Source organism: Nitrosomonas cryotolerans ATCC 49181, from assembly GCF_900143275.1.
Taxonomy (GTDB): Bacteria; Pseudomonadota; Gammaproteobacteria; order Burkholderiales; family Nitrosomonadaceae; genus Nitrosomonas; species Nitrosomonas cryotolerans.
This window is the reverse complement of record NZ_FSRO01000001.1, coordinates 2,474,720-2,492,034: the sequence shown is the minus strand read 5'-3', so window position 1 is coordinate 2,492,034 and position 17,315 is coordinate 2,474,720. Positions and strand designations below refer to the sequence as shown.

The 17,315-nt window shown below is 41.9% G+C and carries 18 protein-coding genes; 12 read left to right on the top strand and 6 right to left on the bottom strand.

Annotated features, from left to right (window positions below; translation table 11 throughout):
- Window positions 1–2 precede the first annotated feature (2 nt).
- Both BUQ89_RS11125 and BUQ89_RS11120 read right to left on the bottom strand, forming a co-directional pair.
- Complete coding sequence (locus BUQ89_RS11125; RefSeq protein ID WP_051537488.1) at window positions 3–1,031, bottom strand: YheT family hydrolase; 1,029 nt, start codon at window positions 1,029–1,031, stop codon at window positions 3–5.
- 736 nt (window positions 1,032–1,767) lie between these two features.
- Window positions 1,768–2,580 carry a methane monooxygenase/ammonia monooxygenase subunit C gene (locus tag BUQ89_RS11120; protein ID WP_028460735.1) on the bottom strand — a complete coding sequence of 271 codons (813 nt, stop codon included), beginning with the start codon at window positions 2,578–2,580 and terminating at the stop codon, window positions 1,768–1,770.
- A 694-nt stretch (window positions 2,581–3,274) separates the two neighbouring features.
- On the opposite strand from BUQ89_RS11120, the gene BUQ89_RS11115 reads away from it, so the two are divergent.
- The 3 genes from BUQ89_RS11115 to hemW all read left to right on the top strand — a co-directional run bounded on the left by BUQ89_RS11115 (window position 3,275) and on the right by hemW (window position 6,318).
- Window positions 3,275–3,682, top strand: coding sequence for a hypothetical protein (locus BUQ89_RS11115; RefSeq protein ID WP_051537487.1), 408 nt, complete (start codon window positions 3,275–3,277; stop codon window positions 3,680–3,682).
- 523 nt (window positions 3,683–4,205) lie between these two features.
- Window positions 4,206–4,733 carry a putative ATP-dependent zinc protease gene (locus tag BUQ89_RS11110; protein WP_074202607.1) on the top strand — a complete coding sequence of 176 codons (528 nt, stop codon included), beginning with the start codon at window positions 4,206–4,208 and terminating at the stop codon, window positions 4,731–4,733.
- 319 nt (window positions 4,734–5,052) lie between these two features.
- A complete protein-coding gene (gene hemW / locus BUQ89_RS11105; protein WP_083399492.1) occupies window positions 5,053–6,318 on the top strand; it encodes a radical SAM family heme chaperone HemW in 1,266 nt (421 codons plus the stop codon).
- Between the two features lie 180 nt (window positions 6,319–6,498).
- On the opposite strand, the gene trmB is transcribed toward hemW, so the two are convergent.
- The 3 genes from trmB to thiS all read right to left on the bottom strand — a co-directional run bounded on the left by trmB (window position 6,499) and on the right by thiS (window position 8,277).
- Window positions 6,499–7,164, bottom strand: a complete 666-nt coding sequence (trmB, locus tag BUQ89_RS11100; protein ID WP_028460733.1) for a tRNA (guanosine(46)-N7)-methyltransferase TrmB — start codon at window positions 7,162–7,164, stop codon at window positions 6,499–6,501.
- A gap of 35 nt (window positions 7,165–7,199) precedes the next feature.
- On the bottom strand, window positions 7,200–8,012 hold the full coding sequence (locus BUQ89_RS11095; protein WP_028460732.1) for a thiazole synthase: 813 nt from the start codon (window positions 8,010–8,012) through the stop codon (window positions 7,200–7,202).
- A 61-nt stretch (window positions 8,013–8,073) separates the two neighbouring features.
- Complete coding sequence (gene thiS / locus BUQ89_RS11090; protein WP_028460731.1) at window positions 8,074–8,277, bottom strand: sulfur carrier protein ThiS; 204 nt, start codon at window positions 8,275–8,277, stop codon at window positions 8,074–8,076.
- A 299-nt stretch (window positions 8,278–8,576) separates the two neighbouring features.
- Here thiS and sdhC point away from each other — a divergent pair, with 299 nt between their 5' ends.
- The 5 genes from sdhC to BUQ89_RS11065 all read left to right on the top strand — a co-directional run bounded on the left by sdhC (window position 8,577) and on the right by BUQ89_RS11065 (window position 12,297).
- Entirely contained in the window at window positions 8,577–8,966 is a 390-nt protein-coding gene (gene sdhC, locus BUQ89_RS11085; RefSeq protein ID WP_028460730.1) for a succinate dehydrogenase, cytochrome b556 subunit, read from the top strand.
- Window positions 8,960–9,313 carry a succinate dehydrogenase, hydrophobic membrane anchor protein gene (sdhD, locus tag BUQ89_RS11080; protein WP_028460729.1) on the top strand — a complete coding sequence of 118 codons (354 nt, stop codon included), beginning with the start codon at window positions 8,960–8,962 and terminating at the stop codon, window positions 9,311–9,313. Before sdhC ends, sdhD begins: the two co-directional genes overlap by 7 nt.
- Before the next feature lies 1 nt (window position 9,314).
- Window positions 9,315–11,078, top strand: a complete 1,764-nt coding sequence (gene sdhA, locus BUQ89_RS11075) for a succinate dehydrogenase flavoprotein subunit (RefSeq protein ID WP_028460728.1) — start codon at window positions 9,315–9,317, stop codon at window positions 11,076–11,078.
- A 19-nt stretch (window positions 11,079–11,097) separates the two neighbouring features.
- Window positions 11,098–11,475, top strand: a complete 378-nt coding sequence (locus BUQ89_RS11070; protein ID WP_028460727.1) for a VOC family protein — start codon at window positions 11,098–11,100, stop codon at window positions 11,473–11,475.
- Window positions 11,476–11,610: 135 nt separating this feature from the next.
- The gene (locus BUQ89_RS11065) at window positions 11,611–12,297 is read left to right on the top strand and encodes a TIGR04211 family SH3 domain-containing protein (RefSeq protein ID WP_028460726.1); all 687 of its coding nucleotides are present in this window, start codon (window positions 11,611–11,613) and stop codon (window positions 12,295–12,297) included.
- Between the two features lie 15 nt (window positions 12,298–12,312).
- Here the strand turns inward: BUQ89_RS11065 and BUQ89_RS11060 are convergent, their stop codons facing one another.
- On the bottom strand, window positions 12,313–13,149 hold the full coding sequence (locus tag BUQ89_RS11060; RefSeq protein ID WP_028460725.1) for a thermonuclease family protein: 837 nt from the start codon (window positions 13,147–13,149) through the stop codon (window positions 12,313–12,315).
- Between the two features lie 550 nt (window positions 13,150–13,699).
- Between BUQ89_RS11060 and BUQ89_RS11055 the strand changes: the two genes are divergently transcribed.
- The 4 genes from BUQ89_RS11055 to mlaD all read left to right on the top strand — a co-directional run bounded on the left by BUQ89_RS11055 (window position 13,700) and on the right by mlaD (window position 17,285).
- A complete protein-coding gene (locus tag BUQ89_RS11055) occupies window positions 13,700–15,136 on the top strand; it encodes an alanine/glycine:cation symporter family protein (RefSeq protein ID WP_036572508.1) in 1,437 nt (478 codons plus the stop codon).
- Window positions 15,137–15,215: 79 nt separating this feature from the next.
- Window positions 15,216–16,028, top strand: coding sequence for an ABC transporter ATP-binding protein (locus tag BUQ89_RS11050; RefSeq protein WP_028460723.1), 813 nt, complete (start codon window positions 15,216–15,218; stop codon window positions 16,026–16,028).
- Window positions 16,021–16,818, top strand: a complete 798-nt coding sequence (gene mlaE, locus BUQ89_RS11045) for a lipid asymmetry maintenance ABC transporter permease subunit MlaE (RefSeq protein WP_028460722.1) — start codon at window positions 16,021–16,023, stop codon at window positions 16,816–16,818. Before BUQ89_RS11050 ends, mlaE begins: the two co-directional genes overlap by 8 nt.
- Window positions 16,818–17,285 carry an outer membrane lipid asymmetry maintenance protein MlaD gene (mlaD, locus tag BUQ89_RS11040; protein WP_028460721.1) on the top strand — a complete coding sequence of 156 codons (468 nt, stop codon included), beginning with the start codon at window positions 16,818–16,820 and terminating at the stop codon, window positions 17,283–17,285. The genes mlaE and mlaD overlap by 1 nt, the downstream gene beginning before the upstream one ends.
- Window positions 17,286–17,315: the final 30 nt, after the last annotated feature.

Sequence of the window (17,315 nt, the reverse complement as noted above, 5' to 3'; positions counted from 1 at the left end):
TTTTAATCAGATTCATTTTTTACTTTCAAAGCGGCCCCGCATTCATGGTAAAAGAAACTGATAACACGTTTAGGTAACCAGGTGAGTTTGCCAGGGAAGGGTGCATTCATGAAACCAGCGTGTCCTCCTTCTTCAGGAAATTCTAATGTCACAGCAGAAGAAACATCTTTCTGTGTGGGCAATACGGAAGCGGGCATAAATGGATCATTCCGTGCATTAATAACGAGTGTGGGTACTCGAATATGTTCGAGCCAAGGCTTACTGCTGGATTGTTGCCAGTAATCTTCTGTATTACGGAAACCATGTAATGGTGCCGTGACGGAGTTGTCGAATTGATGCAACGTGGAACAGGCCAATATCGCATTGGCATCAAGCAGTCCAGGGAAACGATCCAGTTTTTCCAATGCTTTATATTTTAAAGTGCTGAGAAAATGGCGTGTATATAACTGATTAAATCCTGAGTCTAGCGCGGAGCCGGCCGCAGTAAGATCCAGGGGAACGGAAATCGTGACTGCGCCTGCTACTAGTTTGTTTGCGTGTTCGCCTTGTTCTCCCAACCACTTCAACAAGACATTGCCACCTAAAGATACACCGATTGTATACAGTGGTTGATTTGAATCCAATAGACCATTCTGCTGCACAATACGTTTTAGTATCCAGTCAACTTCAGCGGAATCTCCGGCATGATAGGCGCGTGGTAATCGATTAGGTACTCCAGAGCAACCACGAAAGTGTATGACGATACCATGCCAGCCCAATTCTTGTAGTGAGCGCATAATATTTATCGCATAGTGACTGCATGATCCCCCTTCAAGTCCATGAAAAAAAACAACGAATGGATTGCCACTAGTTCCATCTACCCAGTCAACATCTATAAAGTCACCATCATTGAGTTCCCAGCGCTCTCGTCTATAAATAATTGTTTTTGCTGGTTTCATTAAATATGGATAAATCGTTTGTACATTTCCTCCGGGTAGCCAGGTTGGTGCAATATAAGGTTCGGTGTGTAATGGATATGGAATTATTTTCATATGAATTCTGAGAGATATAATGGGGTTAAGCTATCTTAAATCTGTTGGTCACGAACGGTAGTATAATCTATTGATTTTTATTGATATTAAAAATATTGGTTATTTCGATAGATTGTAGAGTATTTGAGCATGCTTTAGGCATACTGATTCATGAAATGAAATTTTTGCAAAAGCGCCCACCAGAAGTTTTCTGCTATTGATTATAAAGGTTTAATTTTTAAAATATTGGGGTTTTGCAAAGGTCTCAATCAATATGTCGGTGGTGTACAAAGCGAATTGATAAGGAGGTCTTTTACGTAAATAGGCAGTCTATTCGCCAAATTGAGACTAGTCATGTTTGTGGACATATCTCAGGAAAAATGTCTCTATAATCCGATTATGGGAATGTGCTTCCTGCGATAATTACTACGATCGAGAGTAAATCTGATAAAGAGTCTCTTCAATACGGTTGAGACGATGTTGGCTGAGGCAAACTTCTAAGGATGAGCGGAAGAACACGGTAGAGACGTACTTCAATTCGTTATGATGGGGGCTTCAAATAATGAAATGGGAAGGAATCTTTATCCGTTAGAACGAATATTAACTTTTCAATATATTTTGCTTTTTCATGCGCAACAATTATATTGAAATAAAGCGATGCGTCGGAGTGTTGCCTTGCATTACTTGTCTGATCGTACAATTCTCTACAGTCTGTCTTTATACAAACTGTAGAGAATAAATAGCTATAACTGTCTAATTAAGGAACAATCCGATTATTGAGAATTTCCTTGCTTTGGTTATTCCAAACAACGTCTGTCAGGTTGGAATAACGTGTGATGATCTGTGCTGCAATGCCTCCTGCAAACAATCCAGCCCAGCCCAATATCACAAAGCCCCAGTGCAGTGGTGCGCTGAACAATTCCTCCATAAACCAGAAGGCATGGCCCCACTCATTAAGCCCTACGTTTGGCAAGATCATAAGTGGTCCCGCAATTGCCATAACCAGCGGAAATGATGTGCCGCGACTATATAGTGGCAGACGAGTCATTGCGTATAGATATGAAGCGACACCACAGACAATGTACATCGGGAATGAGCCATAAAACACGACTACATGACTTGGGGTAAAGCTAGTATCCCGGATAATGACTTGGTGCCAGGATGCATCTTGTTCAGTAAAGAAGCTACCACCCCAATAAACACCAAACAGGTATACACCCAACCACATCATCCAATAGAAATATCGTTTGATCTCCAGCTTTGGATCCAGATTATCTAACTGTTCCTGGGTATCGCGAGTCTTCCAGATCCAACCCCAGGTTACCAATGCAAATAGTGGCATGATAGTCATATGAACACGCCACAATCCCATCCACACACGTTCGAATTCCGGTTCCATTGAATCCATGCCATGTGAGTAAGCAAATGTACGCTGGTACCAAATCCAGAAAGTCGCTACACAAAGCATTATCACTAAGCCGATTTTATAGTACTTCGAATCGTACCATTCCGCCATGTCATAGTCACCCTTAGCGCTTGACGCGCCACTTGTTTCTGTTGCTATTGCCATTTTACTGTCTCCTCTACTCAAATTTAATTGAAAATCGAGAGATGTGTTTAAACCCAGAATTCGTAAATAATTCGGCTAAACACATAAAGCTGAGAGGTTTGTTTTAAAAAAAAGTTCCGATTATTTTTAGATTAGATTAAATAAATAGGCATGCCTGGAGATTAGAAGGTTTTTTTGTTGTGATGGGAATAAAATATATTATTTTCAGTTGTTTATAAACATACCCTGGAAAAATCCCATAATGGTAATGGGTTTTTATGTAAAAATGCTTCTTTCGCTGTTGCAGATGCCCATGGCTATGAGTAAATAAAATACTTTCTTATTCCCCATTATGGAGAAGAAAATATGATGATTTTAGTTTGGGTATGGGAGTATCGGTCTGCCAAGATAACCTGACATATAATTAGGGACTTTTGCAAAAATCTCAATTAATTCCAGCAGCATATTTGGATTGAGTAAATAGGTTGCTTCGAGTTTGGTGGCAGAGGGTATCAGGAAGGATGCGGATCGATGAGATCATGCATTGGTGGAGTGGGTATAAGATGGTCGTGGTCGGGCGATTCCAGTGCGGAGATTCAAAATATTTTAGATAATGAAAAAATATCTGGAAGAGAGGCTGGTTGAGCTTTTTCATGAAAATAATGAAAGCAGCTCAGTGTATAATTATTTTTTTGTCTTATGAGTATTTATAAAAATGCCTAGAACGGGTGCATTGCTTCCACTATCGCGCGAACATCATGCTTCGCTAGTGTTGGCACGTACTGCTCGACGTGCGGCGGATAGTAAAAATATGACGGCTTGCTCGGCAGCAATGATCGAGGTAGAAAACCATTGGCATACGCTGCTGGCCACACATTTTGAAGAAGAAGAACGATTAATGCGGCTTGCGGTAGATGTTCTCGATTCTGAATCAGTTCTGCGTATTTCCGCTGAGCACGCTGAACTTCGTATGCTTGCCTGCGGGCCCTGCCAGCTTGGGCCTGTTGCGCGTTTATATCGATTTTCTGATCTTATTGTGACTCATGTGCGTTATGAGGAACGTACACTATTTCCACAGTTGCAGTTATTTCTTGGAAAAAATGAAAGACGATGCACAAGCTAATGATTTCGGTGAGACATTGTCAGGTTTTTTACGCTGATGCTAGCTAGGCTTGAGTTGCAGTTATCCCGAATCAGGTGCGGATGAGGGAAAGTTAGAACGGAAATGGTTTGATAAAGACATTAATTCGTGTGCCGTATACTTGGGTATTAGTGTGCGATGATGGAAGAAGCGATGACGAATATAAGGTATCTTTTATTGCCGTACGATTAAACTTATTTTTATCATAGAATGATCGTATTCTGCCTTCTGTTAATCGCTGCCTAACATCCGGAGGATTTGAAAAGGCGGCTATTTTAGTGTAGGGTGTTGATTATTCATGGTATTAAAATAGGTGTAATCAAATAGATAGAATCGTATTTGTGTGTCATCCTCTGATCGATAGCAATATGGATTAATATTCTCGAGACTTTTGCAAAAACCCTCGCCAGAAATTTTCGACTATTGATTATAAAAGGTTAACTTTTCAACTATTGGGGCTTTGCAAAGGCCTCTTATCATTAGATCTTAGAATAAATAGATATTTATGAAATTAAAAAAAATGATGAAGAATTTTGTTTTTATTTTATTGGGTATCGCGGTATCTACTTTGATATCGACTCATTTTGTTAAAGATAAATCAGTTTACGGTTATATAGAGCCGGTTACGTTGTTGCCGGATGCGATTCCGGTCATGGCAAAACTAGATACCGGTGCTGTCACAGCCTCCATTTCTGCAAAAGATATTCATATTTATAAAAAGAATGATAAAGAATATGTAAAGTTCGAGGTTTCCCATCCGGATATTCAACAGGCGCCGGTTTATAATCTTCCTGTTGTCGGTTTTTCTAAAATTAAGAATCGTGCGAGTGAGGGAACCATGGAAGAAGGAGAACTGGAAAGTTATGATTTGCGTCCGATTGTGAAAATGTCGATTTATTTTGATGGGGAGCCGCATAATGTGAAGGTTAACCTGATTGATCGTTCGCATTTCTCAACCCCTATGCTGCTGGGTAGAAAGATTTTAGAAAAACTTAATGTAGTTGTGGACGGAGCTATAGAGAACTCGATCTGATTGAATCAAAGTAGCCTGAATCAGCTATGATATATTTTATGGCTTAAGATGATCAGATCGTGACTTGAAGAAGTATGCCGACGTTTTGTTAGTCAGTGCTAAAGACCGCTGCATAACTGGTTATCTCGGGCTGGACAAGGTTTTTAAGTGCTTGATTTATCAATGCTGCAAGTAATCAGAAAAGTTCAAAAATACAGTTATGCAGCGGTCTTTGCTATCGAGTATATTTTTGATATGTGTTAACGTCGTATTTCTCTCCAGACTACTCGTAGTCATCTGAAAGTTATTTTAATTCTAGGGTTATTCATTCGTGGCAGCTATTATTTCTCCTGCATCCATACTCGGTTCACAGTCACCCAGATTAAAAGCGCTGCCGCCTCTGAGCCTTTATATTCATATTCCTTGGTGTTTAAAGAAATGTCCTTATTGTGATTTTAACTCTCATGAAGTTCGTGGCGGAGATAGTGGAATACCGGAAGATGAATATATCTCTGCACTGATTCATGATCTAGAAGCTGCTTTGCCAAATATCTGGGGACGTAGTATAGCCAGTATATTTTTAGGTGGAGGGACGCCGAGCTTATTGAGTGCGCAATCTATCGATACCTTACTTACTGCGGTAAGAACATTACTGCCATTGGAGCATTTTGCTGAAATTACAATGGAAGCTAATCCGGGCACATTTGAGGCAAAAAAATTTGCAGATTTTCGTGCGGCGGGCATCAATCGCCTTTCCATCGGTATTCAGAGCTTCAATCCTGGACACTTGCGCAAACTAGGGCGCGTGCATAATGATCTTGAAGCATATCGTGCTGTTGATATCGCATTGAAAAATTTTGATAATGTGAATCTTGATCTGATGTATGCATTGCCTGGTCAGACTCTAGAAGAAGCGCGGTCGGATATTGAAACTGCCTGCACTTTGGGTGTTTCTCATATTTCTGCCTATCATCTGACACTGGAGCCGAATACCTTGTTTCATCGCTATCCTCCACCGTTGCCGGATGATGAGTTGTCAGCATCGATGCAGGCGACGATTGAGCAATTAGCCGCAGACAGTCGCTATATTAACTATGAGATATCTGCATTTGCGCAACCGGGGCGGGAATCACGTCATAATATGAATTATTGGTTATTTGGGGATTATCTGGGTATTGGAGCGGGTGCACATAGTAAAATTAGTTTTGTAGATAAAATCGTGCGGCAAATGCGTTTTAAGCAGCCCAAGGAGTACCTTGCCAAGGCGGGGCGAATGAATACGATTGAAGATCCACCTATACAAACTCAGCATGAGCTAGATCGTGCTGATCGGGGGTTCGAGTTTATGATGAATGCATTGCGGTTAACCGCGGGCTTTGAAACAGAGATATTTTATGAACGGACAGGCCTGCCAATCACAACGGTACAACAACCGCTTATGGAAGCCGAGCGGCGTGAGCTAATTTTGCGTGATCACCAGCGCATTGTTCCCACTATGAAGGGCAGGCGATTTTTGAATGACTTATTGCAGATTTTTTTGCCGGAGGAGAAGGCTAATAGAGAAATGGTAATAAGTTACTTGGAGAACTCTGCAAAACCCCAATAGTTGAAAAGTTAACCTTTTATAATCAATAGTCGAAAACTTCTGGCGAGGGCTTTTGCAAAAGCCTCGCATTGTCTCAAAACCATATTTCTGATAATAGTAATCTGCCATTTGTAATTATGCATGGCCTACTAAGAAATAGCACAGTTTACATTCCGATTAGATGGAATAAGATATGGTTATCTAATTTTTCTGGAAGACCAAATCCCATACGTTATGTCCTAACCGTAAGCCCCGCTGCTCGAACTTGGTCAGCGGCCGGTAACTGGGTCGAGGTGCGTAGTCTGTAGCCGTGTTAGTGAGTTGTGCCTCACTACTTAATACCGTGAGTATTTGTTCGGCATAATGCTCCCAATCAGTTGCAATATGGATATAACCATTGTTTTTTAAGCGTTGGCATAAGAGCGATATGAGCTTAGGCTGTATCAGACGACGTTTGTGATGTTTTGCCTTTGGCCATGGATCAGGAAAAAAGACATGTATTCCATTCAAACAATTGTCCGGTAACATGTGTTGTAATACAGCAACGGCATCATGTTGTATGATACGGAGATTATTCAATCTAAACGTCTCGATTTGGTTGAGCAGGCTGCCTACGCCTGGGGTATGGACTTCGATAGCAAGATAGTCATTGTCAGAATGGGTCTGAGCAATAACAGCGGTACTTTCTCCCATTCCAAATCCGATTTCCAATATTTTAGGCGCGTTTCGATCAAAAATCTGATCAAGATTGATTAAGTTTTCCGTAAATGAAACACCGTATTGGGGCAGCAATATCTCACAGGCACGGCGCTGTGCGTTGGAAATACGGCCCTGACGAAGAACGAAGCTGCGAATAGATTGCGTCATGGGTAAATAAAATGGCGGAGTAGGCGTAAGAAAAATTAGACTGTTTTATCTGCTACTTGAGTATGTGAGCGGGCAATAACCCCATCGATTGGTGAGCTGGGACTGGCGCTATAAAGCTTCTTGGCCATGCGTCCTGCACGATAGGCCTCACGTCCTGCTTCGACCGCCTTGCGCATAGCCGAAGCCATCAAAACTGGATGCTGCGCGGCCGCGATCGCGGTATTCATTAATACACCGTCACAACCTAACTCCATCGCAATCGTTGCATCTGATGCTGTGCCTACGCCAGCATCAACTAGCACCGGAATCTTTGCATTATCAATAATAATCTGCAGATTCCATGGGTTTAGAATGCCCATGCCAGAACCAATCAATGAAGCTAACGGCATGATTGCGACACAACCAATTTCTTCCAATTGCTTAGCAATTATTGGGTCATCTGAGGTATAAACCATCACTTGAAAATTTTCTTTTATTAAAATTTCAGCAGCTTTAATGGTTTCTACCATATTTGGATAAAGGGTCTTTGGGTCACCCAATACTTCCAGTTTTACCAGATTGTGACCATCTAGCAGTTCACGTGCCAATCGCAGCGTGCGGACAGCATCTTCCACAGTGTAGCAGCCGGCAGTATTGGGCAATAATGTATATTGCGAAGACGGTAATATGTCAAGTAGATTAGGTTCGTTGGAGTGTTGACCAATATTGGTACGTCGGATTGCTACGGTAATAATTTGTGCGCCACTGGCATTAACAGCCGCGCGAGTCTCGGTGAAATCTTTGTATTTGCCAGTACCGACCAGCAGCCGAGAGGTGTATACCTTATCAGCAATAATGAGATTATCCATGAAATCCTGTAAAAAAGTCGAAAGTATTGTTCGCTAGAATTTTATGATCAAACAAGGTAAGTTAGCCCCCTCCGACCGCAATTACAACTTCGAGTTGATCGCCATCAGCCAGTAGCTGTTCGGAGAACTTACTGCGCGGGATTATTTCTCCATTACATTCAATAGCAATTCGCTTATCGCGCAATGCTAACTGTTCAATTAATTGAGTGACGCTTATGGGGGGAGCAAAATGCTGAGGCTGACCGTTAATAATGAGTTGTATCATTTCTAAAATATACCTTGAATCGGGTAAATTGCGAAGTGCTAATGATTTTGGTGGATTAATTTTATCATGCGAGCGTAGCTGAATGGTAGAGTAGCACTTTTTCAAGTTTAAAAAGAGGGCTCGGTTTTCTTCATTCGTTCCATTTTTTTAATTTTAATTTCAGATCGCATAGCAAGATTGTTCACGATAAAGTAAAGTCATGAGTTGTGTCATGCGATATAACAGATTACACTTCTATTCCAGTTTGGAACTTTGCACCCTGGCTTTATAATCTTATTATCCTAATAGAGTCTTGCCGCATGGAAGCGAAATTACAAAATAAACGCCCCAAACATCTAAATCTCTTTAAGATCAGACAGCCTTTGCCTGCTGTTATTTCAATTCTGCATCGTGTCAGCGGTATCCTACTTTTTTTCCCGGGCATCCCGCTATTGCTTTATGGTTTACAAATGATGCTGGATTCTCGGCACTCTTATGAGGTTTTAACAAATTATTTGCATAGTCCGACTATTAAAGGTGTGCTGATTTTTTCATTATGGTTTTTTCTTCATCATTTGTGTGCCGGTATTCGTTTTCTGGCGCTAGATTTACATTATGGTGTTATGTTGAGGCCGGCACGTATGAGTAGTAAGCTGGTATTAGTGTTTGGCATCATTCTTACCTTGCTGATAGGATTCGCAATATGGTGAAGCATGCAAGTCGTATTGTAACGGGCGCACATTATGGTTCAAAAGACTGGCTGGTACAACGAGTATCTGCTGTATTGATGATAGCGTATTTACTGTTGCTGGGGATGGTCGTGACAGTGATATCTCCGCATGATTATACGACATGGAAGACTGTGTTTAATAACCAGTGGATGCGTATCGCTACCTTTCTCTTTTTTGTTTGCCTTTTCTGGCATGCTTGGATTGGTGTCCGTAATATTCTGATGGATTATATACATGTTACTGCTATGCGTTTGACTTTGCAGATACTGGTTATTCTGTCATTGCTATTTTATCTGATATGGTCTGCTGAAATCTTATGGGGTTGATGTGGCAATAACAAAAAGAAAATTTGATGCAATTATTGTTGGTGCTGGTGGAGCAGGTATGCGCGCCGCACTACAACTATCAGAAGCTGGGCTTAAGGTAGCGGTGTTATCCAAGGTATTCCCAACACGTTCACATACGGTTGCGGCACAGGGAGGAATCGCTGCTCCGTTGGGGAATGTTACGGAAGACAACTGGCATTGGCACATGTATGACACGGTCAAGGGTTCCGATTATTTGGGGGATCAGGACGCTATCGAGTTTATGTGTCGTCACGCAAGTGAAGTAGTCTATGAACTGGAACATTTTGGTATGCCATTTGATCGTTTGGAGAATGGCAAAATTTATCAGCGTCCTTTCGGTGGGCAGTCTCAGAATTTTGGCGGCGCGCAGGCAACGCGTTCTTGTGCAGCGGCTGATCGGACAGGGCACGCACTGCTGCATACACTTTATCAACGTAATGTAAATGCAAACACTCAGTTTTTTATTGAATGGATGGGGTTAGATCTGATTCGCAATGAGCAGGGTGATGTATTGGGCGTTACGGCGCTGGAGATGGAAACGGGTGAAGTAATGATTTTGCAGGCCAGGGCTACGCTGTTTGCGACCGGTGGTGGAGGCCGCATTTTTCAGGCCAGTACCAATGCATTCATTAATACAGGTGATGGCCTAGGAATGTCGGCCCGTGCAGGTATTCCACTGGAAGATATGGAATTCTGGCAATTTCATCCGACCGGTGTGCATGGTGTAGGCGTATTAATTAGCGAGGCTGTACGTGGCGAAGGCGGTTATTTACTGAACAAAAATGGCGAGCGCTTTATGGAGCGCTATGCGCCTCATGTTATGGATTTAGCCAGTCGCGATGTGGTTTCGCGCGCATTAACCATGGAAATCAGGGAGGGGCGTGGTTGCGGCGAGGATGCCGATCATCTGTTGCTGAAATTGGATCATTTGGGTGCAGATGTAATCAAAGCACGTTTGCCGGGTATTCGTGAGATCGCTATGAAATTCGCTCATGTAGACCCTATTTACGATCCTATTCCGGTGACACCGACTGTTCATTACATGATGGGGGGGATTCCGACTAATTTCCATGGTCAGGTTGTTATTCCTTATAAGACCGGACCCGAAGAGGTGGTGTCCGGTTTTTATGCGGTTGGGGAGTGCGCCTGTGTTTCTGTACATGGTGCAAATCGTTTAGGAACAAATTCATTGCTGGATATTGTGGTATTTGGGCGGGCAACAGGCAATCGGATTATTGAAGAACTTAGAAAAAGTCCTCATCATAAACAATTGCCAGCAGATGCAGCTGACAAGACACTCGCTCGTTTGGCACGTCTGAATCATCAGAAAGACGGTGAGAATGTCGCGCAGGTGGGCGAGGCATTACGTAAAACCATGCAAATGTATTGCGGTGTCTTTCGTTTTGCTGATATGTTGGCGCAGGGTGTGACAAAAATTAATGAAATAGCAGAACGCATTACAAGTGTGGAAATCAAAGACAAGAGTCAAGTGTTTAATACAGCTCGTATAGAAGCACTAGAGCTGGATAATATGAAGGAAGTTGCAATGGCAACTATGATTTCGGCTGAAGGGCGTTGTGAAAGTCGTGGCGCTCACGCTCGTAATGATTTTCCTCAGCGAGATGATAATAAATGGCTGAAGCACACGCTATATTTTAGTGAGGATAAGAGGCTGGATTATAAACCAGTACGATTGAAGCCGTTAACTGTTGAATCCTTTCCGCCTAAAGCCAGAACTTACTAATGGAGATTGCTGTTGTTTTATGTCCATAACGTTGAATCATACGATCGTGCCTGTATTCGATAAGATTGAATCTGCCAAATTTTACTCAAGAATATTTGACTTTGAATATATTGGTGAATTCGGACACTTTATTGTGGTACGTGTGAACGATACGCTTACTTTGGATTTTTCCTGTAAAGAACAGTTTGATTCACACCATTATGCGTTTAAAGTGACTGAGCAAGAATTTGATAGGATTTTTCATCGCCTTGAGAATGAAGATATTAAATACGGGAGTAGTCCATATGAATCTGAAAATATGAAGATTAATCATAATTACGGTGGCCGTGGTGTCTATTTTCGTGATAGTAATGGGCACTTGCTCGAGATTCTGACTGTTGATTATGAAATTTCCTGATAAATTTCCGTTTTCCTAATATTGTCTGATTAATATCTCTGCATATTGAATAATGCGATTAAGAAGGTAGTTGTCTTCCCGGAATATTGGTTCTTTTTCTGTTCTGTTTAATTTGGCTTTTAGTAATAAAAATTAATGAAATCAAGTATCTCAGTACCATTACGGATTGGATTGATTGGCTTACTTTTGTGCTTATCATTAGTGGTGGAGGCAGAGACACGCTATGTCAGTGATCAGTTTGAAATTACGCTAAGAAGTGGACCGAGTGGCAAGCATGCTATACAGCGTATGATTCAAAGCGGAGCTGCTTTGGAAATAGTGGAGCAGGATCCTGAAAAAGGTTATACCAGGGTAAAGACGAGTGGCGGCACAGAAGGATGGGTGTTGAGCCGGTATCTAATGACTAGACCGGCAGCAAGAGATCAATTGGAAAAACTGAGGAACCAGTTGACGAACAGTGCCGCTAAGGGTAGCAGCATGCGTGCTCAACTAATTACTGTGAAGAATGACTATGATAGTGCAACGACGCGCATTATTGATCTCGAACGAGAAAACAAACGATTAGAGAGTGAACTGGCAGAGATAAAACAGACAGCTGCAAATGTTCTTGAAATAGAGATGAGAAATAAAAAATTGGGTAAGCAGTTGATAGCAGCCAAAACGCATATCGATACCTTGCAGCGGGAGAATAGCGAGTTTAGTAGCCGTCAAGAGAGAGATTGGTTTGTTGCTGGTGCGTTGGTGTTATTCGTGGGCTTGCTACTTGGTTTAATTCTTCCTCGGATTCGCTGGCAAAAACGCTCTCGATATGGCGGTTTTTAGGAAATCCTGCCTCATTCACCGAAATAAAATTGCACTGGGGTGATGAATACGTATTGAATAGTGATCCTTCTTTCGCGATATCCAGCCACGAATTTCTAATGATTTTCCCAGATAGGTTTTTAATTCGGGAAATAATGGAAGACTGTCATTGGCAATACGAATATCCATTTTATGATTAAATATGAGTCGGCTATATTTCCGGCTGTGCTTTATTGATTTTGCTATACCGGTATAGCGTTGCCAGCCATTAGTTTTCTCTGAGATTTGAGTAAGCGGGCGAGGTTTGTATGCTGAGATGGACCAGATTCCCAAACCCAACTCCTCTGCTCGTTGTTGTGCTTTAAGCATGATCCCGGCATGACGTAAATTGGGTGGAATCAGGTTTAATACGGCTAGCCCGTTTTCCACTAATGCCGTATTAAGATGCTGGCCATTGGGTAGATACACATGTGCGAGTAATCGTTTGTATCGGTCATATTTTTCTTGATCAAATTCCAGATACACTTTTTTGTTGCGTAATTGTCTTTGCAGCCACTTTTTTGCAGCTATCCCGCCTGGCTCGCTTTTCCGGTATCGGCTTTCAATTTCGGGGGTATTGATACCTAGTAGGCGCACCCGTTGACCATTTTCAAGTACAATCGTGTCCCCATCATATATTTTAGTAACTTGATGCAGATACCGATATGTTTGGGGGGATAGTTTGATTTTTTTTGATTCAGTTGTTGCTATATCAGAATAAGTAATTCTGCCTTGAGGGTCTTCGTTACGATAAATATCTCTAGCAAAAGCAGTCTGTGATATGAGACTGCAAATGATGGTGCCTATTACATAATGTTTCTTTATAAAAAACATAAAATTTTCCTTGTTAAGCCATTATTTTTCTACGCTGGGGAAGCGAGTACCCTGAGTAAGAAATCTAATAGATGACTGTATAAAATGCTTGTCAAAGAAAAATATGGCAAAATGATATTATTTGGTGATTTTAAAAAATGTTCGAGAATTGTAGCAAGCTTTATATCGCTTATTATTAAATTCGGTCGAGTTTAGAAATCGTAGTTGGTAGATTTGAGCATATTTTTTCTGATGGCAGAGCAGATATTTGCATATCTTGAAATGAAATTATTATTCTGATAATAGTTTCAACGCATTCTGTATCCCAGGAATAGTAATCCATCATCTGATGAATTGGCCAATCATGTAAGCTGCTCATTTATGAAATTGTTTATGGCTCCAGTATAAAAACTAATAAATAAAATCCTGTGGCCTGAAGCAGTTGTATGACCTGAGCGAAAATAGAAGAGAATATTTTCTGGAATAAATTAGATTAAGTCTGCACAAACCGTTTTTGTTCGCATTTTGTTTGAGTGAAAATAGGTATTGTGCAAAGGGAGAGTTGTTTTTAATGGAAATCGATAACGTAATCGACGCGGCCTTTGAGCCAATATCAAATGCAGTAGCTTCTGTTATTTTTTATAGTATCTCGATAATGGGCCTGGAGATTCAGCTGATTCTGGTGTGGCTGGTTGTAGCTGCACTTTTTTTTACGCTGTATTTTAATGCGGTCAATCTGCGTTATTTCAAGCATGCCATCGATGTTTTACGTGGGAAATACGATAATAAAAATGACGATGGAGAAATTAATCGTTTCCAGGCATTAATGACCTCCCTTTCGGGGACAGTGGGGCTGGGAAATATTGCGGGTGTTGCAGTAGCCATTTCTGTCGGTGGACCTGGTGCCGCATTTTGGATGGCTGTTATGGGTTTGTTTGGTATGTCTACTAAGTTCGCCGAGGTGACATTGGGTGTAAAATATCGCTTACACGCTTCCAGGCATCATCCAGAAACGATTTCAGGCGGACCCATGTATTACCTGCGTCATGCTTTCGAGCAGTACCACAGCCCACATTTGGGTAAGTTTATGGCCGGATTGTTTGCGATATGTTGTATTGGCGGCACAGTGGGGGCAGGCGCCTTGTTTCAGGCGAATCAAGCTTATCAGCAGGCGTTGATTGTAACGGGCGGAGATACTAGCTTGTTGTTAGATAAAGGCTGGTTATTTGGTTTATTCATGGCAATTCTGGTTGGATTGGTCATTATTGGTGGAATTCGATGGATTGCAGCGGTCGCGAGCCGGGTTGTTCCCGCTATGGCAGCTATCTACATTGTTGCTGGCTTTGTGGTTATCGGATTTCACTATACTGCTATTCCTGATGCGTTGCAGACTATTTTTGAAATGGCGCTCTATCCAGAAGCTGGACTTGGAGCAATGATGGGTGCTTTATTAATGGGTGTGCAGCGTGCTTCGTTCTCTAATGAAGCTGGTCTGGGCTCAGCGGCTATTGCGCATAGTGCGGTCAAAACGAATGAACCGATTAGCCAAGGCATGGTTGGGATGCTTGGACCATTTATTGATACCGTCATCATTTGCATGGTAACAGCACTTGTTATTGTTATTTCTGGAACATACGTCGAAGGTGGTGGAATAGAAGGTGTGGAGTTGACATCTCGTGCGTTTGCTACGGGCCTTTCATGGTTTCCCTATGTTTTATCACTGACAGTGTTTTTGTTTGCTTATTCGACTATGATTTCATGGTCTTACTATGGATTAAAATGTGCGACCTATCTTTTTGGTGAACGAGATGTTGTGGAAGGCATCTATAAGATCGTGTTTTGTTTGTTTATTGTTGTTGGCGCCTCAGCTCAGCTATCAAATATTATTTTATTTACCGATTCGATGATTTTTGCTATGGCCATTCCTAATATTATTGGACTGTATATGCTTGCGCCTGAAATCAAGAAAGATCTAAAAGCTTATTCTCTGAATATTAAAATGAGATAAAAGAAGTATTACACTTGCTGCAAGATAGGCTGAATTAAACTAAAACTTTATTAAATCAATAAATAACTCCCATAAAAGAATGACTCATGAAACTTTAGTTGAAGTTAAAAACCTGAACTTTTCTTATGGCTCACGTGCAATTCTAAAGGGTGCCAATATGACTATGCCACGGGGTAAGGTTATTGCCATTATGGGTGGTAGCGGTTCCGGTAAGACGACATTATTGCGTTTGATTAGTGGTGCAGTGAAGCCGACTGTGGGCTATGTCAAATTTGACAACCAGATCGTGCATACGCTCAACAGAAACGCACTGTTTGAATTACGCCGCAAGATGGGGATGTTGTTTCAGTTTGGCGCATTATTTACTGATTTATCCGTATTTGATAATGTGGCTTTTCAAATGCGAGAGCATACCAATTTACCTGAGTCTATGATTCGTGATCTGGTACTAATGAAACTGAATGCGGTGGGTTTGCGTGGGGCGCAGCATTTGATGCCGGTTGAGCTCTCAGGTGGTATGGCAAGACGTGTGGCATTAGCACGTTCAATTGCACTGGATCCGATGCTTATTATGTACGATGAGCCATTTACAGGTCTTGATCCGATTTCTTTGAGTGTCATCGGAAACCTGATTCGACGTTTGACCGATGCACTGGGCATGACATCGATTATCGTGACGCATGACGTGCAAGAGTCTTTAAAAATAGTTGATTATGTGTATTTTATAGCAGATGGTGTGATTGCTGCAGAGGGAACGCCTAAAGAAGTCAGTGAGTCAGTTATTCCTTTTGTACATCAGTTTATACATGGCGAAGAAGATGGGCCAGTGCCCTTTCATTATCCGGCGCAGGCATACAAAAAGGACTTGGATTTGGGAGAGTATTTTGCCTAGACGTATTATTTCCGGTATTCAGAATTTTGGCCACCATGTAATAGAGAGTACCTGGAGGCTAGGCTATGCTAGTCGTTTTTTCCTACTGGTGCTATTAAAATCTTCTACCAGCGCCCGCCGTTTTGGTTTAGTTGCGCGCGAACTTTATTTTACGGGCGTATTGTCACTCATTATCATACTTGTGTCAGGCTTGTTTGTAGGTATGGTACTGGGTTTGCAGGGCTATGAAACATTACAGAAGTTTGGTTCTGAAACTGCAGTCGGTTCATTAATAGCATTGTCTCTGGTACGTGAGCTCGGACCAGTAGTCGCTGCACTCTTGTTTGCCAGCCGTGCGGGTTCTGCTATTACAGCGGAAGTGGGTCTGATGAAAGCGACCGAGCAATTGGCAGCAATGGGTATGATGGCAGTGGACCCCATCGCGCGGATTGTTGCTCCTCGTTTTTGGGCTGGTGTGATTTCAATGCCGCTTCTGGCTGCGATGTTCTCTGTTATGGGTGTATTTGGTGGTTATTTAGTTACGGTGGTCTTTATCGGTGTGGATGAAGGATCATTCTGGTCACAGATGCAAAATGCGGTAGATTTTAGGTTTGACGTAATAAACGGCGTCATTAAGAGCTGCTGCTTTGGTATAGCAGTGACAGCCATTGCAGTCTTTGAAGGATATGATGCGCCGCCTACAGCAGAAGGGGTATCGGGCGCAACTACGCGTACTGTGGTTACTTCATCATTGGTAATTCTAGGACTTGATTTTATTTTGACTGCTTTCATGTTTAGAGGAGTTAACTGATGCAGCGGACGACCATGGATTTATGGGTGGGATTGTTTGTTCTTTCTGGAATAGGTGCATTATTAATACTGGGCCTAAAGGTAGGAAATTTGAGTACTTATGGTACCGGGCAGGGTTATACGTTGACAGGGAATTTTGAGAATATCGGTGGGCTGAAAAACAGAGCGCCAGTAAAAAGTTCAGGTGTTGTCGTAGGGCGTGTAACTGCTATCCAGTTTAGTCTTGAAACTTATGATGCAATGGTGACTATGACTATAGATAGCCATTATCGATTTCCCAGAGATACCTTTGCGAGTATATTAACATCGGGCTTGTTGGGCGAACAGTATATTGGTTTATCACCCGGTGGTGATGAAGTGATGCTGGCGGATGGTGATAAGATTATGAAAACCAACTCGGCAATTGTGCTGGAAGAAATGATTGGTCGCTTTCTATTTGATAAAGCGACCGAGGATGATGCTTTTTGATGAAGAGCATGAAAGTCCGACATTAACTGG

Excerpts from the sequence above, each read along its gene's own strand:
- sdhC (WP_028460730.1), top strand. The coding sequence starts at position 8,577 with ATGGAAGCGAAATTACAAAATAAACGCCCCAAACATCTAAATCTCTTT.
- BUQ89_RS11115 (WP_051537487.1), top strand. The coding sequence starts at position 3,275 with ATGCCTAGAACGGGTGCATTGCTTCCACTATCGCGCGAACATCATGCT.
- sdhD (WP_028460729.1), top strand. The coding sequence starts at position 8,960 with ATGGTGAAGCATGCAAGTCGTATTGTAACGGGCGCACATTATGGTTCA.
- thiS (WP_028460731.1), bottom strand. The coding sequence starts at position 8,277 with ATGATACAACTCATTATTAACGGTCAGCCTCAGCATTTTGCTCCCCCC.
- BUQ89_RS11060 (WP_028460725.1), bottom strand. The coding sequence starts at position 13,149 with ATGTTTTTTATAAAGAAACATTATGTAATAGGCACCATCATTTGCAGT.
- BUQ89_RS11050 (WP_028460723.1), top strand. The coding sequence starts at position 15,216 with ATGACTCATGAAACTTTAGTTGAAGTTAAAAACCTGAACTTTTCTTAT.
- BUQ89_RS11065 (WP_028460726.1), top strand. The coding sequence starts at position 11,611 with ATGAAATCAAGTATCTCAGTACCATTACGGATTGGATTGATTGGCTTA.
- mlaD (WP_028460721.1), top strand. The coding sequence starts at position 16,818 with ATGCAGCGGACGACCATGGATTTATGGGTGGGATTGTTTGTTCTTTCT.
- BUQ89_RS11055 (WP_036572508.1), top strand. The coding sequence starts at position 13,700 with ATGGAAATCGATAACGTAATCGACGCGGCCTTTGAGCCAATATCAAAT.
- BUQ89_RS11125 (WP_051537488.1), bottom strand. The coding sequence starts at position 1,031 with ATGAAAATAATTCCATATCCATTACACACCGAACCTTATATTGCACCA.
- BUQ89_RS11070 (WP_028460727.1), top strand. The coding sequence starts at position 11,098 with ATGTCCATAACGTTGAATCATACGATCGTGCCTGTATTCGATAAGATT.
- trmB (WP_028460733.1), bottom strand. The coding sequence starts at position 7,164 with ATGACGCAATCTATTCGCAGCTTCGTTCTTCGTCAGGGCCGTATTTCC.
- BUQ89_RS11095 (WP_028460732.1), bottom strand. The coding sequence starts at position 8,012 with ATGGATAATCTCATTATTGCTGATAAGGTATACACCTCTCGGCTGCTG.
- BUQ89_RS11110 (WP_074202607.1), top strand. The coding sequence starts at position 4,206 with ATGAAATTAAAAAAAATGATGAAGAATTTTGTTTTTATTTTATTGGGT.
- BUQ89_RS11120 (WP_028460735.1), bottom strand. The coding sequence starts at position 2,580 with ATGGCAATAGCAACAGAAACAAGTGGCGCGTCAAGCGCTAAGGGTGAC.